This is a genomic window from Betaproteobacteria bacterium (assembly GCA_016720065.1).
GTDB lineage: Bacteria > Pseudomonadota > Gammaproteobacteria > Burkholderiales > Rhodocyclaceae > SSSZ01.
On sequence record JADJXY010000002.1, the window covers coordinates 2,152,609 to 2,176,053 of the forward strand.

Below are 23,445 nucleotides of genomic sequence, written 5' to 3' on the forward strand. Positions count from 1 at the left end.
CCACGCCCATGACCGCCCCCGGCGCCCCCGTCCCCGCAAGCCGCCCCCGGAACCTCTCCTGGTTCGTGCTGCGCCTCGCCTTCGCCGCCCTTGCCTTCGCCGCCCTCTGGGGGCCCGAATTTCTGCACTACCACGTGGCGAAAGCGCCCCCCGCCGACGCCGCCATCGAAGCCGGGCGCCAACTGCCCTCCGCCGCCGTCCTCACCGAAATCGCGGAGATGCCCCTTACCGTCGGACTCGGCGTCGCCGCGGCGGATCTGGTCCCGGCGTCAGAAGACGCGCTGCGGGGCAGGCTGCGCGCCCCGGCCTATCTGGACGAACCCCGCCCGCTCCTGGGCTACCCCGGCGACATCGAGACGGGGCCGCCGACCCTGCGCCTGGCGCTGGCCGGCCTCGCCCTGGAAGACCAATTGCTGCGGGCCTTCGAAGCCACCGGGGACGATCGCTTCCTGCGCGAAGCCCTGCGCCGCACCGTCACCTTCGCGGCCCACGAGAAAAGTCGGCGCATCGACAACGGCTTTCTCTGGAACGACCACGCCATCGCCGCCCGTATCGCCGCCATGGCGCGGCTCTGGCGCCACCTGCGCGAGCGCCCCGACGTGGCCGGCGAGCACGCCGGCCTTCCCCTCGCCGTGGTCCAGCAGGCGGCCCGCATGCTGGCCAAGCCGGATCATTTCACCGTGCGCACCAACCACGGTGTGATGCAGAACCTGGCCCTCCTGCAAATCGCCGCAGGCTTCCCCTCCCTCGATCCGGACCGCCGTCTCGTCGCCCTGGCCCTGGAGCGTCTGGGGGTCCAGGCCGGATTTTTCGTTTCCCCCGAGGGGGTCGTCCTGGAACACTCGGCCGGCTATCACGCCCACGGCAGCGAACTCCTCGCCGTGGCCCTGCGCCTGTGCGCACTCAACCGGGTCGAACCGCCCCCCTTCCTCGCCGGCGCCGCCCGACGCAGCCATGAGGTCCTCGCGCTGTTGCGACGCCCCGACGGAACGCTGCCGGCCTTCGGCAATACCGACTTCGGCACCCCGGTCCCCTCCCCGGGGCCGGACCCGGCCCCCGGCAACCACCTGTTTCCGGTTGCCGGCTACGCGCTCTGGTGGACCTCCGCCGGCGAAAGCCTCCGCGCCCGTCCGACCCAGACCGTGGTCGCCTGGGCCAAGCACGACGGCCATGGCCACAAGCGCGCCGACGAGGGCAGCCTGCTCCTGTGGTCCGACGGGGTGTCCTGGCTCACCTCCATCGGCTACTGGCCCTATGGCCACGCCCTGACCCGGATTTCCTACGGCTGGAATGCGTCCAACGCCCCCCACGAGGTCGGCGAGGGGGCCAAGAGTCCCCGCCGGGTGAGCCTGCGCGGCACCGCGGAAGGGGCGGGTGTGCGCGCCCTCGACCTCGAGCGCGTCAATGCGGAGGGGCAGACCTTCCGCCGCCAGATCGTGCAGATGGGCGGCGACCGTGTCGTGGTGATCGACGCGGTCAGCGGGCTGGGCGCCGGGGCGGAGACGGTATGGACCTTTTCGCCGGACACTGAACTCGCCCCCCATGCCCCGAGCGATACCCTGCTGGTGACCCGGGGCGAAGCCCGTATGCAGGTGGCCGTGCTGCCCGTCGCCACGGTGCTGACCCGCCATCGGGGTTCCGAGTCCCCCTTCGCCGGCTGGGTCGTGCGGGGCGGGCGGCCGACGCCGGCGCCGGCCCTGCGGGTCGAGCGCCCCGAGGCCCAATCCCTGACCGCCACCACCTTTCACCTGATCGGCTCCGGCGAGCCCCGCCCGCCCCCCGTCCTCGCACCGGACGCCAAGGCCGAGCGCTGGCGCCTGGAGTGGTCCGGCCCCGACGGCCTCGTGCTGGAGCGCCAGGACGACAGGCTGCTCCTGCGGGACGCCGCGGGCTCCCGCGAAGTCCCCTGGCAGCCCGGCCCCGACGTCGCCGCAGCCCGCGGGGCCCTGAAGCAAGCCTATGCCGCGGCGGTCGCCACCTATCCCCCCTGGCGCGACCTGACCGCCTATCGCATCGAGGCGGGCTACGCCCTGGGCGGTCTGTGGCTGGGCATCGAACTCCTGGCCTTCTTCCTTGGCAGACGGCGCCCGGGAGGAGCGCACAGGCTCCTCGGCCACGCATTTTTCGCGCTCGTCTGGGCGGCTGGCGTGATCTTCCTCCTCTTCTTTCACCTCACTTGAACAAGCACGGCATGCACGCTCCCTCCTCCCTGAAGAGCCTTATGGTCAGCGGCACCTATTTTCCGCCCCAGGTCGGCGGCATCTCGCGCATGATGGCCGAAGTCTGCCAGCACCTCGGACGGGACCGGATCGCTGCGGTATCTGGCCAGGACGGCGGCGACCTCGCCTTGTGCCAGGGCCTGCGCACCTACTGCTCTCCCGCCGCCTTCGACACCGCTTCCCGCCTCCACCTGCCCGCCCTGGCCGCCCTCCTGGGCCGCGCCATCGTCCGCGAGCGGCCCGGCCTGCTCCAGTTCGCCACCGCAGACGATGCCTGGATCGGCTGGTACACCGCCCGGCTTACGCGCCTGCCCCACCTCATCTACGCCCACGGCAACGAAATCCTCGCCCTGGCCCGCAGCCGCTGGGCAAAGCCCCTGGGGGCCTTCCAGAGCGCGGCGGCGATCATCGCCAACAGCCGCTACACCGCGGGCCTGGTGGAGGAACGCCTGGGCGTTTCCCGCGAACGCATCCATATCGTGCATCCCGGCTGCGATATTGATCGCTTCCGCCCTGTCCCGGTCCCCGACGGCCTGCGGAAGCGGCTCGCCGGCCGCCCAGACGCCTACCCGCTGCTGCTTTCGGTGGGCAATCTGGTCGAGCGCAAGGGCCAGGATCTCGTTCTCCGCGCCCTGCCCGAACTACGCCGCAGGTTCCCCGCCATCGCTTACGCCGTCGTCGGGGACGGTCGGGACAGGCCCAAGCTCGAAGCCCTGTGCCGAGAACTCGGCCTGGACGAGGTGGTGAATTTCGTCGGGCGCGGCAACGACGCCGACCTGCCGGCCTTCTACGCCGCCAGCGACCTCTTCGTGATGCCTTCCCGGGCACGCCTGGACCACGATGACGTCGAGGGTTTCGGCATGGTCTTCCTGGAGGCCTCCGCCTGCGGTAAGGCGGTCATCGGCGGCCGCTCCGGGGGCATCGCCGACGCCATTGCCGAAGGGGAGACCGGGCTGCTGGTGGACCCGGAGGACCCCGGCGCGCTGGCGGCGGCTATCCGCTCCCTGGCGGAATCGCCGGACACCATGGCCCGCTTTGGACAGGCGGGCCTGGAACGCACCCGGCGCGACTTTACCTGGGCCCGCTTCTGCGGCCGGATCGACGCGGCGCTCGCAGGTCTCGGCGCCTAGTGGTCTGCTTCGCAATTAACGAAACATGAAAGCTTGTCTTTGCGCTCCTGGCGTTGTTGCTCATCCTCGCGATAGCTTCGGCTATCGCTGCGGTTCGCGCCTAGCCAGAAACGCAAATCCGGCGCTTTCATCGTGTTCCGCCAATTACGAAGCAGACCACTAGCGGCCGCGAGCCCAGCCCGGCAGCGCCGTCTTGGCCAGTGCCAGGCAGTCTCCCGCAACGCCTGCCAGGCGCAAAGCCCTCAGGTAAGCCTCACGGGCCTTCGCCATGTCCTGGCGCGAGTAGGCGGCGTAACCCAGATCGCGCAGGTAGGACGCCACCTTTTTGGCATAGAGAATCCTGTCCTCACGGCCAAGCAAGGGGGCCAGACGGTGACGATTGTGTTCGTGAAACCGTACCGATTCGCTGACATAACGGTAGGGATCCCGGGTGACGCTGGCCGGATGTTGCCGATAGGCGCTGAGGATCTGATCGAGGTAGCCCATGGTCCCCTGCATGGCCACACGAATCCACAGGTCGATGTCCTCGCAGACGACGAAATCCGAATCGAAGTCGACCCGCGAATCGGCGAGGCGCTCCCGGGCGATCATCACGGACTGGGTATGAACCGCCGCATACTGGAGGGACATGAAGACGAAAAAGCGCGCGTCGCACTCCCACCAGGCGTCGTCGCAGGGCTTCATCCACGGCTTCGCCCGCTCCAGGAAATCGGCATCGGCCAGATAGGTCTGTCCCAGGTCGCTCCCGTCCGCCGCGATGAGCTTCAGATCGTGGAATACGGCAACCCAGTGCGGATGGCCGTCGAGCCCGGCCACCATGCGCTCGACCCGATCCGGAAACCAGAGGTCGTCGCTGTCGAGGAAGGCGAGATACCGACCGCGGGCGAGCGCCAGCCCCCGATTGCGGGCGATGCTGGGACGACCGCTGTTGGCTTGGGCAAGCACCGTCAGGCGGGAGTCTTTCCTGGCCAACGCCTGCACGAGATCGAGCGTACCGTCCCTGGACCCATCGTCGACCACGATGAGTTCGAGGTCACGGTAGGTCTGATCGAGCACCGACAAAGCGGCCTCCTCGATGTACGCCTCGGAATTGTAGGCCGGCATGATGACGGAAACCGATGGCGTTCCACCCTTGGGAGAATTCGTTTCAGCCGAGTTCGCTTGCGAGTCCATGTGCATCCCTTTCGAAGTCTTGCGCCAGACTCAACGGCCGGAAGCGGCCGGCCGTATCAGGAGATCTGCGCATCCAGTTCAATCTCGGCGCGGATCGCCTCAAGATAGCGCAAACCGTATTTGCGATCCGGCTCCAGGTAATTTCCCTCCGCCCATTCGTTCCAGGACTTGACGAAGATCAACCGGTCATCGCCCTGGTCTTGCGCCGTCATGGCCAGCGCCTGGCGGAAATGACGCTGGAAAAGTTCCGGGGTCGAATCGTGCAGGACTACGCCGTTCGAGCCGCTGCGCGGCGTATTGTCCCAATTGGGAATCACGCAGGGATACCTTCTCCCCCGAGGTTCCGTATCCGGCAACAATACCGGCAGCACCTTCTCGTATTCATGAATGGTGGGAAATCCGCGCAGGATTTCCTGCTTTTGCTTGAGCCATTTCAGCGTATTTCTCCGGGAGACCCAACCCCTGCGATGGGGAAGCCGCGGATTCACGAAGGCATCGAAGCCCTGTTCGCCGGGGCACCAAGCGGGTGACTCGTGAACCGCGACCATGTGCAACCCTCCAAGTCCGGCCCTGACGGCCATGTCGCGCCAGAAATCGAGGGTGCGCCGCGTATCCGGAATTTCCATCGGCCGATAGATCAGGAAGAGCGGTTTTCCATTGACCCGGGTATAGCGCCGATCAGCAAACATAGGCAACAGCGTGTCGAAATGGGCACGGTGGTCGTCGTCCCCCGGGTAGGTCTGCTGCGCGAGGATACGATTCGGACATCCGTGCCAGATGCCGGTCCACGTCTGATTGGCCCAGCACACGCAAAAACCGAAATCCGGCTTTCCTGCACTCACCACGTCCTGCAGCGGGCGCTCAAGGAGCTGCTTCCCGCCAAACCAATAGTGGTAATAGCAAAAGCTCTCCAGACCGTAGTCAAGGCCCAGTCTGGCCTGCTGGTCCCTGGTTTCTGGAACCCTGAGGTCATAAAACCCGAGGTCCGCAGGCAGCCTGGGCTGGTAGTGGCCGGGATAGAGCGGCTTGGCCTTCGCCGCATTGGTCCACTCGGTAAATCCTTTCCCCCACCACTCGTCATTCTCCGGAATCGGGTGGTATTGCGGCAAATAGAAGGCAATTAGACGTGGAGATGCTTTCACGAAGAGTCCAGATACAAGGAATGTTCGGTGTTAACGGACGGCGACGCCTCGTCCGATCAGGGCAAGCGCCTCGCCCCGCAGGGGATGACGCAGAACGAAGATGCTCAGCAGCCAGGCAAGGGTCGCCGCCACCCCCCCAAGGAGTATCTGAAGCCAGACCGCGGCATGAATGCTTTCGCTCAGCATCACAACCGGGAGCGTGATGACCGCCGTCCCGACTGTGACACCGAGGCTACGCCACAGGGCTCCCGCAAGCACCGCCAGGCGAAAACCAAGATATCGACTCAGCAGCAAATAGACAAAGACAGCCTTGAATCCCTGATAGGCGACGCTGGCCGCCGCGACCACTTCCAGATCACCCGTGAGCGCACCCACCACATACAAACCGAACTGAACCGGGAGCGAAGCGAGTTCGACCCACATCACTTTTCCAATCTGGCCGATGGCAATCAAGACCGACGAAAACAGATAGAACGGGGCGATCACCCAATACGCCAGGCAGAACCACTTGACCAGCGGGATGCAGTCCTTCCAGCCCTCGCCGTAGAGCAGCAATACGACCGGTTGGCCCAGCAGGGCGAGCACCACGAAGAATGGCCAGGCGACCCCGGTGATGAAGCCCGCCGAACGCAGGTAGTCGCCCCGGACATCGCCGCCCTCCCGCACCGTCTTGGAGAAATGCGGCAGTGCCACGGCCCACAGGGCATTCATGACGCCCTGATTGAAAATCTCGATCAATCCCCCAGCCCGGCTGAAGAGCCCCACCGCAACGAGGGACATCATGCGCCCCACCACCAGGTCGGCCGTTCCCTTCGCCAGCGCCCCAGCCAGATTGGACACCACGGAAAGGGAACCGAAGCTCAGGACTCGCCGAACCTCTCCAAAGCCCATCCGCCAGGGAATTTCCGCGGGACGGTGCAGGTTGGCGATGGCGGCGGAAGCCAGCACGTTGGCCAGCGAAGCATACGCAAGGCTCATGTAGCTGTGTCCCGCGTAGGCAAACACGAGGGATACGGCAAAGTGGACGACCGTCGAGCCAATCTTGACCTGTGCCACCGCGGCGAAATTCATTTCCCGTTGGAGATATCCCAGGGTGATCTGCCCAAACGGTATGAGGAGGAAATTGAGCGAGAGCACCAACATCACGTTGCGCACCCCCGGCTCCCGGTAAAAGTCGGCCGCGACACCGCTCAGGCCAGCGGTAATCGCCGCGAGGACCACCGCCACCAGCAGGGAAACCGAAAACGCCGCCCGCAGGCGCTCCCGCGTTAACTCCCGCTCCTGGATGATGTACTGGCCGACGCCGAAATCCCGCACCGCCTGGGCAAGCGCGATGAGCGCCGACGCGACCGAGAAGATGCCGATTTCCCCGGGAGACAGCAGGCGTGCAAGGATGATCGAGCCCGCGAACTGCAGCGCGATGATGCCGTAGTTCTGGGCAAAATTGATCAACAGGGCCTTGCGCAGGGTCACGACATTTCCGGATGGGGACTGAATGCTGCCTGCGGGTTCGCGAAGCGGGCAGGAACGCATGCTACCAGTTCACTCATCGACCTTTTCCCCGCCCGTGGCGCCAGGTGCGCATTCCTCCTCGCATGGCGTGCATTTTTTGGCGAGACCGACCCACGCCCGGGATAAGATGAGCGCCCGCTTCAATCCCCCCGCCGACGGGTGTTTTCCATTCCATGAGCACGCTGCGCAATTCCCTCCTCTGGTCGGTCGGCGGCCGTTACCTGACCCTGGGCCTGCAACTGGTCTCCTTCATCGTCCTTGCGCGCCTGCTGACGCCGGAAGACGTGGGCCTCTACTCCGTTGCCGCCGCCTTCATCGGGCTGACCCAGGTCCTGCGGGAATTCGGCGTCGGCACCTACCTCATCCAGGAAAAGGAACTGACGCCGGACCGCATCCGCAGCGCCTTCACCCTCTCCCTGCTGATCAGTGCGACGCTCTGTCTGGCGGTCCTCGGCCTTGCCACGCCCATCGCCGAGTTTTACCGTGAGCCCCGCCTGGAACCCGTCCTGCGGGTTCTCGCCCTCTCCTTCCTGCTCATTCCCTTCGGCAGCACGGCGCTGGCCATCCTCAACCGCGACATGCGCTTCAAGGCACTCTTCTGGATTTCCACCAGTTCTGCGGTCCTGAGCCAGCTGGCGGCCCTGGGCTTCGCAGCCCTGGGCTTCGGCTACTGGAGCCTGGTCTGGTCGTCCCTCGTCGCCACCGGCGTCAGCGTCACGGGAGCCGCCATCGCCGCCCGGGGAGGGCTCGTGCACAGGCCCACCCTGAACGAGTGGCGGCGCGTCCTCAACTTCGGCAGCCAACTGGTCGCCGGGCGCATCGTCAGCGAACTCTCGCTGAGTTTCAACGATCTGGTCGTGGGCCGCGTGCTGGGCCTCGCCGAGGTCGGCATCCTGAGCCGCGCCCAGGGCGTCATGAATCTGGCCCACCGGGATTTCCTCAACGCCATCCGCAACGTCGCGCTGCCGGCCTTCGCCAAGGCCCAGCGCGAAGGGAGCGACGTCGATCTCCTGCACGCCAAGTTCGTCGCCAACGCTGCGGCCTTCGCCTGGCCCTTCTACGGCCTGCTCGCCCTCTTCCCCCTGGAAGCCCTGCGCCTCCTCTTCGGCCCCCAGTGGGACGCCGCCGCCCCCCTGGTGCCCATCTTCTGCGCCGCCGGCGCGATCGCCGTCCTGTGGTCTTTTGCTACCTCGGCCCTGACCGGCTGCGGCCACATCGGCACCACGACCCGCATCGAACTCGCCATCCAGCCGATCCGCCTTGGCCTTATGGCCGCCTGCGCCTATTTCTTCCCTCGCCTGGAGGCCTTCGCCTGGGCGCTTCTGCTGGTCTACGCCCTCAATGTTTACATCGCCCTGAGCCTCAAGCAGACCCGCCTGCCCAGCGATGCCCGGCGCTTCATCGCCCAACTGCGCCCCAGCCTCAGCCTCGCCCTGACCACCCTCTCCCCTGCCATCCTGGTGCGCACCCTGCAAGCCAGCGGCCTGATCGAGGGATCGCTCACGATTTTCGTCTCCGTGGCCGCCCTGTGTGCGCTGGCCTGGATTCTGGCCCTCGCCACGCTGGGCCACCCGCTCCTGGACGACCCGGTCTTCGGACGCGTCAAGGCCCTCCTCGGACGGCTCGGGCCCGGCCGCAGTTCCTGAACACACCCGACCCGCCCCGGAAACAGCACCTATCATCACTCTTTTCTCGCAGCCCTCACCCGCGAGTGGATCATGAAGCGGGCCATCCGCTTCGGCCGCGCCGAGCGCTTTCGCGCCCTCCGGAGCGGCGGCACCAACGCCCGCGAGACCAGCCTGTTCGGCCTGCTCAATTTCCCGCGCTGGATGCCCCAAGACTTTCTATTCCGCTATCTCAAGGGCCAGTTGCTGCGCCTGGCCGGCAGCGACCACCGCTGGGCCGACATCCTGTGGGAAGCCCACCTGCGGCTGGGCTAAGTGATGCAGGCCCAGGAGGAAAAGAGAAGCAGCCCGCCTGGCGCCCGGGGCTGAGTCGCCCCTCCGCCCGATACCGGGATTCTCCCGCGCAGCGGGCGAGGTCAGGATTCAAGGACGCCGCGCGTCCTGCGGCCTTATCGCCCCAGGAGCCGCTCGATCTCGCCCTGGAAGCGGGCCGCCATGCGGGCTCGCGTGTTGGCCTGTAACCAGCGGTCGAGGTCGGGGTTTTCGGGCACCCCCTCTTTTTCCCGCCTGGACTTGAGTTCCAGGACATTGAGCACCATGGCGTGAATGGCGGCGACGTCGCAACTCTGCATGCTCCAGCCGGCTTTGAGCGATTGCACCAGGCGGGTGGATTCCCCCCGGTCGTCGAGCAGCAGAACGGGCCGTCGCGCCGCAAGGTACTCGTAGAGCTTGCCCGGGAGGTAGCGCTCGAAACGCTCGTCGTGGAAGAGCAGGAGTGCATCCGCCGCGCCCATCATCGCCTGGACCTCGTGCAGCGGAACGAGGGGATGGCTTTCGACCACCCCGGGAAAGGGAAAACGGGCAAGCGCCTCCTGGGTGGCCGGCGTCTTGTTGCCCACGAAGCGGACCACGAGTTTGCGCTCAAGCCCGGGGTGTTCCCGCAAAACGACGGCCAGGGCAGCGAGGAAGCGTTCCGGATCGGTATGCCCGCCAAGCTTTCCGGCAAAGAGAAACAGAGCGCGCTCATCGCCGGGCGGTGCAACGGCGCCCCGGGACGGTTCCCCTTCCGACTCCCATCCGTTGGCGATCACCTCACATTTGTGTACCAGGGTTCCAGGGTAGGTTTTGCCCAGCAAGTCGCGCTGCGATGCAGTGGTGACGGTCACCAGGTCGGCCCTGGCCAGGCAGCGCGCCTCCCACTCCCGGTCCTGCGGCTCTTTGCGGACGAAATCGAAGGGATTCAGGGACCACTCGTCCCGGTAGTCCAGAATGAGCTTGCTGCCCAGGTAACGGGCGAGATGGTACCCCGCGATGAAGGTATGAAAGGGGGGACCGGAGGCGATGAGAACCTGGGGCGGGTCGGCGCGCCAGATTTTACGGGCATGGTCGAAGATCCCGACGGCGTTGAGCAGGCCGCCATCGACGCGAGGGAAAAAGCGATAGCTGGTGACGCGGGTCGATTCCGGAATACGGTGAATCAGGACAGCGGCGCCGATCTGTTCAAGGAGTTGCAGACCCGCCGGTGTCGGAACCTCCGGCCCGGTAACGGCCAGCACCTCCACCTCCATCCCCGCCTGCACGAGGTGACGGGCCAGGGCGGCGGGTCGGTATACCCCACCCGTGATGGCCGGCGCGAAATCCCGCACGATGAGGCCCACTCGAACCGGTTTGCCCCTGGCAGGACGTATCGCCGAGGCCAGGCAGCGCAATTCCGTGCCGGCCAGTTGCGAATATCCGATGAGGGTCGAGAGGAGGGTACCGAGAAACGTTGTGGACATGGCGAAAGCGGGTCAAAACTCACACAAGGGCAGGTGCAGCGGCACCCGATGACAGATACGCCCGCACCGGGAATAGCGGCGCAAACGACAAGCGCCGTGTTTTCAGCGCGCCGACTCCGGCGCGGGTGCGGCGTCGGGCTCGGGCGCCTTGTCTGCCGCTCGTGGCGGTGGCTCCTTCCACTTCCCCACCTTGCTCAGCATCCCCTTGAGCCCCGGGAGCGAGAACCCCTGGGCGTAGGCGGCGTGGGCCGCCTCCAGCGCCTTGTCGTGCTCGCCGATCTGGAAGTAGGCGAGCCCCATGTTGTAGGTCGCGCTGGGGGAGAGGTATTCCGCGTCGGCGACGTGCTGGAGTTGCTCCCGGGCCAGGGACTTTTCCCCCTGCTTGGCCAGCCAGATGCCGTAGAGCAGCCGTGCCTGCGCATCGTCCGGCGCCTTGCGCACGGCGCGGTCGAACCAGCAGGCCATCGTATGGCTGGAACCCCGCGGTCGGTCGGTCTTCTCCCGCTCGGCCAGCCGGGCCATGGCGTTGAGCGCCCGATGATGATTGGGAAAATAGCGCAGGGTGAAATCGATGTCGGTGCCTATGGTTGCAGTACTCTGACCCGATTTCAGGTTGGCGACCCGGGGGGTGAAGTGATGGGCCTCGACGACCTGGAGTTTGCCCGGCAGCGGGTTGCGATAATCAAAGGGCCCGACCGTATCTCCGGGCCCACCGCGGGCGGCAACCGATCCGCAGGCCTCCTCGCCAGTGGCCACTTCCGCCAGGGCATGAGGTGCGGCCAGGGCCAGGATGGCCGCGGCCATAAGAAATCGCGTCGTCTGCATGGGAGGGTTCTCTGGTTTCGGCGGGGAAAAAAGCGACGGGCATATGCCCGATGGCCAGCCGCGATTATAGGCGCTGCACGCCCCCCGGTTTGCCTAATACTTCACGACAAAGATTGCCCATTGCGGATAAACTGCGCCCCTTGACCCGGCGGCCCGCCGGCAACGCCGGGCTTCGGCCCTGGCGGGGCGAGGCCGCAGACGAACCGCCCGATCCAGTCGCCATGAATACCTTCCTCCTGCACCACCTGCCCCTGGCCTCCGCCGCCGGCACCCCGGCCGCCCCCGCCCTGACCTATACCGGCAAGACGCTTTCCTACGGCGAACTGGCCGGCGAGATCGAGTCTTTGGCCGGCGGCCTCGTCCATCTGGGCCTGGGCCGCGGCGAGCGGGTCGGCATCTATCTGGAAAAGCGCTTCGAATTCGTGGTCGCGGCCTTCGGCGCCGCGGCAGCGGGCGGTGTTTTCGTCCCTCTCAATCCCCTGCTCAAGGCGGAACAGGTGGGCTACATCCTGGCCGACTGCGCCGTGCGCATCCTCATCACCTCGGCCGAGCGCTTCGAAGTGCTGCGCGAAACCCTCGCCGCCTGCCATGATCTGCGCCGCGTGATCGTCATCGGCGAACTGCCCGCCGAGCGGGAGCACCTGCCCTTCGCCCTGGAATCCTGGAGCGAAACCCTGGCCGGCCCCCGGGGGGAGCCGCACCGCGTCATCGATACCGACGTGGTCTCCATTCTGTACACCTCGGGCAGCACCGGCCGCCCCAAGGGCGTCGTCCTCTCCCACCGCAACATGGTGGCGGGGGCCAAGAGCGTGGCGAGCTATCTCGAAAACCGCGCCGACGACACCCTGCTCGCCGCCCTGCCCCTGTCCTTCGATGCCGGCTTCAGCCAACTGACCACGGCCTTCCACGTGGGCGCCCGGGTGGTGCTGCTCAATTACCTGCTGCCCAAGGACGTGCTCAACGCCATCGCCCGCGAGAAGGTCACCGGCCTCACCGCCGTGCCGCCCCTCTACATCCAGCTCACCCAGTTGAAGTGGCCGGAGACGGTCACCGACCACCTGCGCTATTTCGCCAATACCGGCGGCCGCATGCCGCGGGAGACCCTGGACGCCCTGCGCCGCGCCCTGCCCCGCAGCAAGCCTTACCTGATGTACGGCCTGACCGAGGCCTTCCGCTCCACCTACCTGCCGCCGGAGCAGGTGGACCGGCGCCCCGATTCCATCGGCAAAGCCATCCCCAATGCGGAAATCCTGGTTCTGCGGGAGGACGGCAGCGAGTGCGCCCCCAACGAACCGGGGGAACTGGTGCACCGTGGCGCCCTGGTGGGCCAGGGTTACTGGAACGATGGCGAGAAGACCGCCGAGCGCTACAAGCCCCTGCTGCACCGGGAGGCCGGTCTCGTGCTGCCCGAAATCGCGGTTTTTTCCGGCGATACGGTGCGCCGCGACGAGGAAGGCTACCTGTACTTCATCGGCCGGCGCGACGAGATGATCAAGACCTCCGGCTACCGCGTCAGCCCCACGGAAATCGAGGAGGTGCTCTACGGCACCCAACTGGTGGGGGAAGTGGCGGCCTTCGGCGTTCCCCATCCACAACTGGGCCAGGCCGTCGTCGTCGTGGCCACGCCCCGGGGCGAAACCCTGGACGTGGACGCCCTGCTGAAACTGGCCCGGGAGCGCCTGCCCATCTACATGCTGCCTGCCCGGGTCGACGTGCGCCCCGGCCCCCTGCCCCGCAACCCCAACGGCAAGATCGACCGCAAGCTCCTGTCCGGTGAATTCCAGAATCTCTACGAGTAAGTCGCCATGAGCGCTCCCGTGCACACCCCCATGCATCAGTTTCCCATCGCCCACGGCGAACTGCTGGTGGGCGGCATTCCCCTCACCCGCCTCGCCGCCCGGGTGGGCGCCGGGGTGCCCTTCTACGCCTACGACCGCCGCCTGCTCGACGCCCGGGTCGCCACCCTGCGCCAGGTTCTGCCGCGGGAGGTTCGCCTGCATTACGCCCTGAAGGCCAACCCCATGCCCGCCCTGGCCTGCCACATGGCGCCCCTGGTGGACGGCATGGACGTGGCCTCGGGACGCGAACTGCGGGTGGCCCTGGACGCCGGCGTCGCAGCGGCGGAAATCAGCTTCGCCGGCCCGGGCAAGTCCGAGGCCGAACTGCTGCAGGCCGTCGCGGCGGGCATCCTGGTCAATGTCGAAAGCCTGCGGGAACTGCCCCTGCTGGCCACGGCCTCCCGCAGCCTGGGGCGGCCCGCCCGGGTCGCCCTGCGGGTCAATCCGGATTTCGAACTGAAGAGCTCGGGCATGAAGATGGGCGGCGGCCCCAAGCAGTTCGGCATCGACGCGGAGCAGGTGCCCGAGGCCCTGGCCGAGGTGCGCCGCCTGGACCTGGCATTCGAAGGCTTCCACATTTTCTCCGGCTCCCAGAACCTGCGCGCCGAATCGATTTGCGAAGCCCAGCGCAATGCCGTGGACCTCGCCCTGCGCCTCGCCAGCGGGGCCGGCCTGCCCCTCAGGCGCCTCAACGTGGGGGGCGGCTTCGGCATCCCTTACTTCCCGGGCGAAACGCCCCTGGACCTGGCCCCCATCGGCGAGAACCTCGCCGCCCTGGTGCAGCGGCTCAAGACCGCAGCACCGGGCTGCGAGCTGACCGTCGAACTGGGCCGCTACCTGGTGGGCGAGGCCGGCATCTACGTTTGCCGCATCCTGGACCGCAAGATTTCCCGGGGCCAGGTCTTCCTGGTGGCCGACGGCGGCCTGCACCACCATCTGGCCGCTTCAGGCAATTTCGGCCAGGTGATCCGCAAGAATTACCCGGTGACCATCGGCAACCGCCTGGCCCCGGATGCCCCGCGGGAGACGGCCTCGGTGGTGGGCCCCCTGTGCACGCCCCTCGATCTGCTGGCTGACCGCATGGACCTGCCCACCGCCCGTCCCGGCGATCTGGTGGTCGTCTTCCAGTCCGGCGCCTACGGCCCCAGCGCCAGCCCCCAGGCCTTCCTGAGCCATCCGGCCCCGGTCGAAGTCCTCGTCTGATCCGCGCCTTTCCCCGAGTTTCCCTCATGTCCAAGAATTCGCTTTTTTCCGGCCACTTCGATACGCGCCAGATTCCCGCCCCGGAGAGCCTCCGCGTGGGGGATCGCCGCGTCGACTGGGAAGGCGGCTCCCTCGCCTGGAGCGACGCCGCCGACGTGGTTTTCGCCCGCCGGGACGACCGCCTGTGCGTCGCCGCGGGCCACCCGGCCTTTCCGCCCCAGATCACCGGGTCCAACGATGCCGAACGCTGGCTCAGCCTCTACGCCCAGCGCGGCGAATCCGGCCTGGCCCAGGTGGGCGGGGGCTGGAGCGTGGTCATCCTGGCGCCCTGCGAGGGGCGGCTCCTGCTGGCCATCGACCGCTTCGCCATCCAGACGGCCTGCTACGCCCGGGAAGGCTCGCGCATCGCCTTCGCCGAACGCGCCGACGACGTGGCCGTCCGGGACCGCAGCCTCGACCCGCAGGCCATCTTCAATTACCTGCACTTTCACATGATTCCGGCACCGCGCACCATTTTCCGTCAGGTGCGCCGTATGCCCCAGGCCGCCGCGCTGCTGCTCCAGGACGGCGCCTCCCAGGTGCGCCCCTATTGGCGCCCCCATTTCGAGGAGCACAAGCGGATCGATTTCGCCACCGCCAAGACCAAGTTCCGCCTCCTGGTGGAAAACGCCGTGCGCCGGGAAATCGGCCACGAGCGGGTGGGCGCCTTCCTTTCCGGCGGCACCGACAGCTCCACCGTGGCGGGCATGCTCTGTCTGGCCACCGGCGCTTCCTGCGACACCTACTCCATCGGCTTCGATTCCGAAGGCTACGACGAGATGGAGTACGCCCGCATCGCCTCCAAGCATTTCCGCACCCGCCACCACGAGTACTACATCACCCCCGAGGATCTGGTCAGCGGCATCCCCGCCGTGGCCCGTTTCCACGACCAGCCCTTCGGCAATTCCTCGGCGGTTCCGGCCTACTACTGCGCCAAGGTCGCCCAGGCCGACGGCATGGAGCACCTGCTGGCCGGCGACGGCGGCGACGAGTTGTTCGGCGGCAATTCCCGCTACGCGACGCAGCGGCTTTTCGACGCCTATCGCCACGTACCGGGCCTCATCAGGCGTCACCTGCTGGAGCCGGTGCTGGCGGATACCGACTGGCCGCGCAAGATTCCCGGCCTGCGCCAGGCCGGCGGCTACATGCGCCATTCCCGCATCCCCCTGCCCGACCGTCTGGAGAGCTTCAATCTCCTGGACCGCCTGGGGCCGGATCACGTCCTGACGACGGATTTCCTCGCCACCATCAATCTCCAGTCGCCCATGGAGGAGCGGCGGGAGACCTGGCGCCAGTGTGATACCGGCGCCCTGGTGAACCGCATGCTGGCCTACGACTGGAAATTCACCCTGGCCGACAGCGACCTGCCCAAGGTCCGCGGCGCCACCCGCATGGCCGGCATCGGCGTCGGCTTCCCCCTGCTCGATACCGAGCTGACCGACTTCTCCCTCGCCCTGGAACCCGAGTGGAAGCTCCGCAAGCTCAAGCTGCGCTGGTTCTTCAAGGAGGCCCTGCGCGGCTTCCTGCCCGACGCCATCCTCACCAAGAAGAAGCACGGTTTCGGCCTGCCCTTCGGCCCCTGGACGGTGAAACACCCCGGCCTGCGCCGTCTGGCCCAGGAATCGCTGGATTCCCTCGCCACCCGCGGCATCGTGCGACAGGATTTCGTCAGCCGACTGTTCTCGAACCTGCTGCCCGAACACCCGGGCTACTACGGCGAAATGGTGTGGATCCTGATGATGCTGGAGCAGTGGCTCGCCGCCCAGGACGCCCGTACCGGCGCATGAGGCGCCCTACACCCGGTCGCAGGCGGTGCGCAGGTAGTTGTGGGCCAGGCGCAGGACGAAGCGCGCCGGACTGCGGTCCCAGGGCGTGAAGCGGGGCACCTGGAAGAGGTCGGTGGACTCGTTGACCGAGCCCCAGGCGGTGGAAAAGGCCGCCTGGTAGCCACAGCGCCGGATGAGGTCGGGGTGCCCCGGCAGGTAGTCCTTGCCCGGCTTGCCGTTGGGGTAGGCGAAGAGGCTGGGCGGCGCCCCGAGAATTTCCCCCAGGCGGGCGCGGTCCTCGCCGATTTCGCGCAGGATCGTGGCGTCGTCCAGACGGGCCAGGATGGGATGGCTCAGGGTGTGCCCCCCCACTTCCATGCCCGCCGCCTGCATTTCCCGCACCTGGGCGGTGCTCATCATGAGGTCGCGGGGCACCGAGCCCCCGGTGATTTCCGCCAGCCCGTCGATGGCCTCGCTGCGGGCGGCCGGCTCCCGGTACTTGAGATCGATGAGGACGCTGTCGAGCAGCGCCGCTTTTTCGGGCACCGTGCCGCTGGCGTAGCGACCGAGGCCGATGGGGGAGAGATCGATTTCCGCCCCGCTGTATCCGCGCACGAGTTCGATGACCCGGTCGTTCCACATGCAACCGCCGTCCAGGAAGCCGCTGGCCACGAAGAAACTGGCGGTGAGCCCGTGGGCCTGGAGGACGGGGACGGCCTCGGTGCGGTTGTCGGCGTAGCCGTCGTCGAAGGAGATGGCCACGGCGCGGGGCGGCAGGGGCCGGCCGGCCGACAGGCGCGCCACGGCTTCCGGCAGCCCGATGCAATGGAAATTCTCCGCCACCAGACCCATCAGGCGGTCGAAGTCCTCCCGGTCGGGCTCGCCGGGGAAGAGCGGGTCGCGCTCTGCCCGCACGCGATGGAAGATGAGGATATTGAGCCGCCCCTTGCCCGCGCCGCGCGAGAGGAGCCCGGCGTAGCGGCGCAGGGCCGCCCCCAGGACGGGCCCCGTTGCGCCGCGGTGGCGTGGCGGGTCAACGCGCATCGCCACTCCCCGATGCGGCGCCCTCGACGTGGCTGACCACGTAGCGGTATTTGCCCGACTTTTCCGCCGGGATGCTGTCGACGCGCTTCACCTGCACATCGACCGACTGGCCCAGGCGGGCCTTGTAGTCGCGCACGATGCGGTCTTGCGATGCGCTGCCGAAGGGGGGGCCGGCGACGACCAGGACCTCGACGTGCTGGCGCGTGTGCTGGACGATTTTGAAGCGCTCGACGCCGGGCAGGTCGCGCACCGTGTAGATGAGCGCCAGCCCGTGCAGGATGGTGCCGTCAGCCGCCACCACGAAGTCGGTGGTGCGGCCCTGGATTTCCTGCATCAGGGGCAGGGTGCGCCCGCAGGAGCAGGTCTTGTCGGACAGGATGCCCACGTCGCCCGTCCGGTAGCGCAGGAAGGGAAATTCGTGGGTGGCCAGGTGGGTCACCACGATTTCGCCGGCCATCCCGGGCGCCACCGGGCGGCCGTCGGCCCCCACGGTTTCGATGATGATGTCCTCGGCCTGGAGATGCATGCCGCCGTGAGGGCATTCGTGCACCAGAAAGCCCGCGTCCCGGGCGCCGTAGCCATTGGCCACCGGGCAGCCGAAGACGCGGCGGATGGTGGCCCGCTGGTCGTCGTAGAGGCGCTCGCTGGTGACGAAGGCCACCTTGATGCCCAGGTCGTCCATGGCGATGCCCCGGCTTTCGGCATGGCGGCCGATGAGCGAGAGGGCGGAGGGGTAGCCGAAGAGCATGGCCGGCCGCCGCTTGCGGATGGCCGCGACGAATTCGTCCAGACGCCGCTCGGACATCTCGAAGGCCGGCAGCAGCGTGGTGCGCAGCAGGCGGTCGCGCAGCAGGCGGACACGGTCCTGGGCGCCGAGTTCGATGGGGCTGCCCCAGACGACCATCTCCGGGTCGCCGATATCGACGCCCCACCAGCGGGTCACGCGCCACTTGGCGCCCACGTCGTGGCTCTTCCTGGCCTTGCCGATGTAGAAGATCAGGGGTTCGCCCGAGGAACCGCCGGTGTTGTAGCGGCTCAAGGGACCGGCGTCCTCGGCCCGCAGGCTGTCGCCCGCGGCCCGCAGGGTCGGCTTGTCGCACAGGGGTAGCGCGGCCAGATCGGCGACCTCGCGCAGATCGCGGGGATCGAAGCCCAGGTCGGCAAAGAGGCGGCGCGTATGGGGCACGGTCCTGCCGATGCGGGCGAGGAAATCCCGCAGGCGCTCCAGGCGCCAGGCCTCCAGGCGATCCCGCGACCAGTACTGCTGCTCTTCGAGGCGGCGGCGGATGGCGACCGAGTCGTGATGCTTCAGGCGCTCGTGCAGGGGAAAGATCAGGCCACTGCACAGGGAGGTATAGGCACTCATGGGGATGGGCGGACAGTTGGCGGCCGTGGCTTGCGGGCGGCCGGGCGCGCGGGTACCGCAACGGGGAGCGGCGCACGCCCGTCGCCCACGTCCCGGGCAACCAGGGCAACGATGGCGACGAGGTAGTAGGGCAGGTCGTAATTGACCAGATTCACGAAGGCCCCTCCCACGGCAAAACCCATGAGGGAAACCTGGATCATGCGCATCAGGGGCGGCACCCAGTCGGCGTCCGGACCGTCCCGCGCGGCCTTGGCCACCCGGGAGGCGAGGCGCCAGGTGAGAAATCCGATGGCCAGATAGAGGAAGAGCCCCACATAGCCGTGCTCGGCCAGGGCCTGGAAGTAGATGCTGTGGGGCGAATAGGCCTTGGCCCATTCGGTGACCGCATAACGGTGCCAGGTGGCCGGGTTTTCCGTGACGTTGTAGCCGCCGCCGGAAATGGGGTTGGAGGCCGACATGTTGAGGATCATCTGCCAGGTGTACAGCCGGCTCTGGGCGGAGTGATCCTGGTGGCTGGAAATGGACGACATGCGATCCGTCCAGTTGTCGGGCATGAAGGCGGCCATGCCCCCCAGCACCACCGCGAGTGTCAGCAGGGTGACGACGGTACGCTTGCTCTTGACCCCGAGGAAAAACGCCATGGTGACCACCGCCAGGAGCGCGCCGCGGGAGTGGGTTCCGAGGGTGGATACGAAGGTGAAGAACATGGCGGCGAACAGGGCCCGCCGGTGCCAGATGTTTTTCATCTGTCCCGCCAGGTAATAGAGGAGCGGGATGACCATGACGAAGGCCACGCCCAGTTCGTTATTGCCCTCGATGAAGCTGCCCGGCGGCCCCCACACCGTCCCGCCGCCGCCGCGCAACAGGGTGAACAGCCCGCCCTTGGCCCCGTAGAAGGCGACCGAGAGGGTCACCACCCCCACCAGAAGGTTGATCTGCTGCTTGCCGCCGATGAGCAGCAGGCTGAGGAAAAGCATGATCTGAATCTTGGCCACCTTGCTCCACATGGCCCAGACCACTTCCGGAGTGTTGAAGGACACGGCCGCGGTAAGGCAGTTCCAGGCGAAGAAGACGACCAGGAGCACCGCCGGGGCACTGGTCGGAAAACGGAAACGCTGCTTGGTGATGAAGAGGCCGAGGAAGGTCATGCCGGCGGCGACCTGCCCAAAAGGCAGGCTGTAGGCGAAGCCGAAGGTGAGCCGGTGGGGACTCATCATGCTGATCCAGGCCCAAAGCAGGGGGGCAATGTAGCTGCGGCGGAAACACATGAAAAGCAGGCCGCCGAAGACGACGACCAGGGCAATGTCACGCATGGCTCACCACCGTTCCACCAGCGGCGAAGCGCCTATAGACCTCCAGCCAGCGCGGCCGGATGCGCTCCCAGGCGTAGTCGGCGGACGCTTCCAGTCCGGCGGCGACCAGACGCTGACGCAAGGCGGGATCGCGCAGGACTTGCAGGCCTGCCTCGGCCATGGCCTCCGCTGCCCCTACCGGCACCAGGAGGGCGTTGGCCCCATGGGTGACGAGGTAGGGAATCCCCCCTGCGTCGGTGCTCACCACCGGAACGCCGCTGGCCAGGGCTTCCAGGATGGAAATGGGCATGTTGTCCACCCGGCTCGGGTTGAGCATCAGATCCGCCTGAGCGTAGAGCGCCGGGATGTCGCGATTCTCGATGCGCCCGGAAAAATGCACGGCATCGCCCATGCCGAGATCGCCGGCCAGGTGACGCAGGGCCGCTTCCTCCGGGCCGCTGCCGGCGACCGTGAGACGGGCGGCGGGAAATTCCTGGCGCACCCGGGCAAAGGCGCGCAGGGCGGTGGGAATGTCGTAGATGGGTTCCAGGTTGCGGGTCACGATCAAGTGGGGCGCGTCGGGGCGCCGCTCGTCCCGGGAAGGGGAGAAGCGCGACAGGTCGACGATATTGGGTACGATCTCGGCACTATGGCCGAATTCCCGGAAGACCTCGGCCAGATAGCCCGAAGGCACGACCAGTGCCGTAGCCCAGGCCGGACTGCGCACCACCCAGCGGGGTGCCGCGGCAAAGAAGGCCCGCGCCTCTCCGCCCCGGTAATTGACGATGCAGGGCACGCCCCGCAGGCGGGCGAGGACGATGGTCGGCAGGGCGAAGACGTACCAGGCGATGCCCGAATTGGCGAAGAGGTGCACCACCTGACTGCGCCCCAGGCCCCACCACAGCCGGAAGAGGTAGGGCACGAAGCGGAATGCGGCCCGCAGGCCCTTGAGGGAGCCGACCCAGGCAGGCGCATAGGGCGCGTTGGTTTGCACGAAATGGACTTCCAGCCCCTCCGCGACGAGGAATTCGCGCAACTGGCGACACTGGTTGGCCATCCCCCCCGAGGGCGGCGGCAGGGGCCCCACCAGGAGCACCGCGGGCGCTTCTCCCATTGTGTCAGCGCCCTGGCCGCGGCGGCTGCGCAACAGAAGGAAGACGGCACCACCCGAGGCCAGCACCAGGAGCGGCAGTTCGATCAGGAGCCGCAGGCGCAGGCGCTGCATACGCTCGATGGCCAGGGCGTTGCCGGGGGTGGCGAGGATCTGGATGCGCGGATGGACGCCGGTCAGGATGGCGGCGGCCTGCTCCGCAGAACGGGAGAGCGACCCCGCCAGGTGCACCAGGGGCTGCCCCTCGTAGGCGCCGAGATTGGTCCCCATCCACAGGTACCAGCCTTCCAGGCCGCGCCGATAGTAGTCCCGCAGGGCGGTTTCGCGGATGAAGCCCAGACGGCCCGGACCGTTGGAGACGATCTGACCCACTGCTCCCGCCCCGGCGAGGGCTGCACGCCACTCGGCCACGCTGAGCGGGGTACCGTCCGGCGCGATGACGTGGAAATTGTTGAAGACGTCGATGAAGACCCAGCGCCCCGCCTGGCGATCGAAGACTTCCAGCACGGCGTGGCCGTGGCCGCCGAAGCCGTCGAAGGAAAAACCCCACTCGCGCACGACGATGCCGGCAGCGTGGGCCAGGGCGATGAAGGTCTGGGTGAAATCGGCGCAGTAGCCGCGGCCTTCGTCGCGAATCTTGCGGTAGGCGGTCCAGGTATCGGCCTGGATCGCCCCGCCGTCGCGGGCGTTTTCGGTCAGATGACCAGCCAGGCGCAGAGCCCGTTCCCAATCGCTCCCCTGGGGCGCGACCTGCTTGACGACCTCGACCAGGCGGGGGTCGGGGGCCACCGTATCGGTCTTGAACTCGGCAGGGAATTGGGGCGGCAGCCAGTCGAAGCGCTCCCCCGCCACGGGCAGCACCAGGAGCGCGTTGCGCAGCCGCACCGCCTCGGACGACGGCCGCGCCGAGCGGCCGAGGTCGGCCAGGATGGCAATAACCACCGCCAGGCAAGCCAGGAGCGCGACCAGCCGGGTATTGCGCGAGAGTCCCCTAGCCATGGGCAAGCAGGCCACCGTGCGCGAGGGGGGGCCTGCCCCTTACCAGCACAGCCCTTCGACCCGCCCCTTGAGCCTCACATTGGCCGGCAGCCCCACCAGGTCGATGACCTGATGTTCGGGCCGCACGTGCTCTTCCAGGGCGGCGAAAATTTCCGGCGTGGCCAGGCCCACCACCAGAATTTCGCATTCGGCGGCCACTTCGGCCAGGTTATCGCGCATCAGCTCGCCCAGGTGGGGAACGTGCTGGTCGATGAAGCGGCGGTTGGCGCCCAGCAGGCGGGAAAGCATCACCTCGGGGTCATAGACGCGCAGTTGCACGCCCTTGCCCACCAGTTGCTCTGCCAGGGTGACCAGGGGCGATTCGCGCAGGTCGTCGGTACCGGTCTTGAAGGACAGGCCCACGAAGCCCACCTTGCGCGAGCCGGTGGACAGCACCTTGCTGAGGGCGTGCTCGACGTGGACCTTGTTGGACGACAGGATGCCCGCATGCATGGGCAGATCGACGTCGCGCTGCTTGCCCAGATACACCGTGGCGCGCAGGTCCTTGGGCAGGCAGGAGCCGCCGAAGGCGTAGCCGGGCTTCAGGTAGGCCTTGGAGATGTTGAGCTGGCTGTCGCGACAGACCAGGTCCATGACCTGGAAGGGATCGACGCCCAGGGCCTCGCACAGGCGGGCGGTCTCGTTCGCGAAGGTGATCTTCAGGGCGTGGAAGTTGTTGCAGCAGTACTTGACCATTTCGGCGGAGCGCACGCTGCTGCGGTAGAACTCGCAGGGCAGGTGGCCGAAGAGGGAGCGCAGGCGGTCCGCCGGGTAGTCGTGGTTGCAGCCGACGATGGTGAAGGGAGGCTTGTCGTAATCGCGGATCGAGCTGCCTTCGCGCAGGAATTCGGGCTGGAAGCAGCAGAAGAAATCGACGCCTTCCTTCTTGCCGGAGGCTTCCTCGATGATGGGCCGGATAACGTCCTCGACGGTTCCCGGCACCAGGGTGGAGCGGAAGACGAAGACGTGGGGCGCGGACTTCTTCTTCATGGCCTCGCCGACCTGCTGGGCCAGGCGCAGCATGGCGCTCTGGTCCTGGCTGCCGTTGGCGGCCGAGGGCGTGCCGACGCAGACGAGGGAAATTTCGGATTCGGCCATGGCCTTGGCGGCGTCCTGGGTCACGGAGACGAGGCCCGAGGCCACCACCTTCTGCATGAGGTCCACCATGCCCTCCTCCACCACCGGGGTCTTGCCGGCAGCGATGAGGTCGAGCTTGGTCTGATCGACGTCCACGCCGATGACCCGATGCCCGTCCCGCGCGAGGCAGGCCAGGGAGACGGCGCCGACATAGCCCAGACCGAAGATGCTGATATTCATAGTGCGATTCCAATCGTGCAAAGGTGA

Annotated in this window: 17 protein-coding genes; 7 read left to right on the forward strand and 10 right to left on the reverse strand. The window is 67.3% G+C overall.

The annotated features are described in order from the left end of the window. Positions 1-8: 8 nt before the first annotated feature. Together IPM73_13270 and IPM73_13275 are read left to right on the forward strand one after the other, a co-directional pair. Positions 9-2,180, forward strand: a complete 2,172-nt coding sequence (locus tag IPM73_13270; protein ID MBK8918968.1) for a heparinase II/III family protein — start codon at positions 9-11, stop codon at positions 2,178-2,180. Between the two features lie 11 nt (positions 2,181-2,191). After that, the gene (locus IPM73_13275; protein MBK8918969.1) at positions 2,192-3,349 is read left to right on the forward strand and encodes a glycosyltransferase family 4 protein; all 1,158 of its coding nucleotides are present in this window, start codon (positions 2,192-2,194) and stop codon (positions 3,347-3,349) included. A gap of 159 nt (positions 3,350-3,508) precedes the next feature. On the opposite strand, the gene IPM73_13280 is transcribed toward IPM73_13275, so the two are convergent. The 3 genes from IPM73_13280 to IPM73_13290 are packed head-to-tail and all read right to left on the reverse strand — an operon-like array spanning position 3,509 to position 7,137. Beyond that, a complete protein-coding gene (locus IPM73_13280; GenBank protein MBK8918970.1) occupies positions 3,509-4,528 on the reverse strand; it encodes a glycosyltransferase in 1,020 nt (339 codons plus the stop codon). Positions 4,529-4,578: 50 nt separating this feature from the next. Next, the gene (locus IPM73_13285; protein MBK8918971.1) at positions 4,579-5,664 is read right to left on the reverse strand and encodes a glycoside hydrolase family 99-like domain-containing protein; all 1,086 of its coding nucleotides are present in this window, start codon (positions 5,662-5,664) and stop codon (positions 4,579-4,581) included. 30 nt (positions 5,665-5,694) lie between these two features. Further along, complete coding sequence (locus IPM73_13290) at positions 5,695-7,137, reverse strand: lipopolysaccharide biosynthesis protein (GenBank protein ID MBK8918972.1); 1,443 nt, start codon at positions 7,135-7,137, stop codon at positions 5,695-5,697. Positions 7,138-7,349: 212 nt separating this feature from the next. Between IPM73_13290 and IPM73_13295 the strand changes: the two genes are divergently transcribed. Continuing rightward, entirely contained in the window at positions 7,350-8,822 is a 1,473-nt protein-coding gene (locus IPM73_13295; protein MBK8918973.1) for a lipopolysaccharide biosynthesis protein, read from the forward strand. Positions 8,823-8,894: 72 nt separating this feature from the next. Beyond that, positions 8,895-9,116: a hypothetical protein gene (locus IPM73_13300; GenBank protein ID MBK8918974.1), complete on the forward strand. Its 222-nt coding sequence runs from the start codon at positions 8,895-8,897 to the stop codon at positions 9,114-9,116. 134 nt (positions 9,117-9,250) lie between these two features. Here the strand turns inward: IPM73_13300 and IPM73_13305 are convergent, their stop codons facing one another. Both IPM73_13305 and IPM73_13310 read right to left on the reverse strand, forming a co-directional pair. Next, positions 9,251-10,579: a glycosyltransferase gene (locus IPM73_13305; GenBank protein ID MBK8918975.1), complete on the reverse strand. Its 1,329-nt coding sequence runs from the start codon at positions 10,577-10,579 to the stop codon at positions 9,251-9,253. A 102-nt stretch (positions 10,580-10,681) separates the two neighbouring features. Next, positions 10,682-11,404, reverse strand: coding sequence for a hypothetical protein (locus tag IPM73_13310; GenBank protein MBK8918976.1), 723 nt, complete (start codon positions 11,402-11,404; stop codon positions 10,682-10,684). Positions 11,405-11,625: 221 nt separating this feature from the next. On the opposite strand from IPM73_13310, the gene IPM73_13315 reads away from it, so the two are divergent. The 3 genes from IPM73_13315 to IPM73_13325 are packed head-to-tail and all read left to right on the forward strand — an operon-like array spanning position 11,626 to position 16,271. Then, positions 11,626-13,203 carry an acyl-CoA ligase (AMP-forming), exosortase A system-associated gene (locus IPM73_13315; GenBank protein ID MBK8918977.1) on the forward strand — a complete coding sequence of 526 codons (1,578 nt, stop codon included), beginning with the start codon at positions 11,626-11,628 and terminating at the stop codon, positions 13,201-13,203. A 30-nt stretch (positions 13,204-13,233) separates the two neighbouring features. After that, positions 13,234-14,445 (forward strand): pyridoxal-dependent decarboxylase, exosortase A system-associated, encoded by a 1,212-nt coding sequence (locus tag IPM73_13320; protein MBK8918978.1) that lies wholly within the window; start codon positions 13,234-13,236, stop codon positions 14,443-14,445. 26 nt (positions 14,446-14,471) lie between these two features. After that, positions 14,472-16,271: an asparagine synthase gene (locus tag IPM73_13325; GenBank protein ID MBK8918979.1), complete on the forward strand. Its 1,800-nt coding sequence runs from the start codon at positions 14,472-14,474 to the stop codon at positions 16,269-16,271. 6 nt (positions 16,272-16,277) lie between these two features. Here IPM73_13325 and IPM73_13330 read toward each other — a convergent pair whose 3' ends face one another. From IPM73_13330 to IPM73_13350, 5 genes are read right to left on the reverse strand one after another with little or no spacing between them, the layout of a single operon-like run. Further along, entirely contained in the window at positions 16,278-17,294 is a 1,017-nt protein-coding gene (locus IPM73_13330; protein ID MBK8918980.1) for a polysaccharide deacetylase family protein, read from the reverse strand. Further along, positions 17,284-18,660, reverse strand: coding sequence for a phenylacetate--CoA ligase family protein (locus IPM73_13335; GenBank protein ID MBK8918981.1), 1,377 nt, complete (start codon positions 18,658-18,660; stop codon positions 17,284-17,286). Before IPM73_13335 ends, IPM73_13330 begins: the two co-directional genes overlap by 11 nt. Beyond that, positions 18,657-19,973: a putative O-glycosylation ligase, exosortase A system-associated gene (locus IPM73_13340; GenBank protein MBK8918982.1), complete on the reverse strand. Its 1,317-nt coding sequence runs from the start codon at positions 19,971-19,973 to the stop codon at positions 18,657-18,659. The genes IPM73_13335 and IPM73_13340 overlap by 4 nt, the downstream gene beginning before the upstream one ends. Further along, positions 19,966-22,062: a glycosyltransferase gene (locus tag IPM73_13345; GenBank protein MBK8918983.1), complete on the reverse strand. Its 2,097-nt coding sequence runs from the start codon at positions 22,060-22,062 to the stop codon at positions 19,966-19,968. The genes IPM73_13340 and IPM73_13345 overlap by 8 nt, the downstream gene beginning before the upstream one ends. Positions 22,063-22,101: 39 nt before the next feature. Then, positions 22,102-23,418 carry a UDP-glucose/GDP-mannose dehydrogenase family protein gene (locus IPM73_13350; GenBank protein MBK8918984.1) on the reverse strand — a complete coding sequence of 439 codons (1,317 nt, stop codon included), beginning with the start codon at positions 23,416-23,418 and terminating at the stop codon, positions 22,102-22,104. Positions 23,419-23,445: the final 27 nt, after the last annotated feature.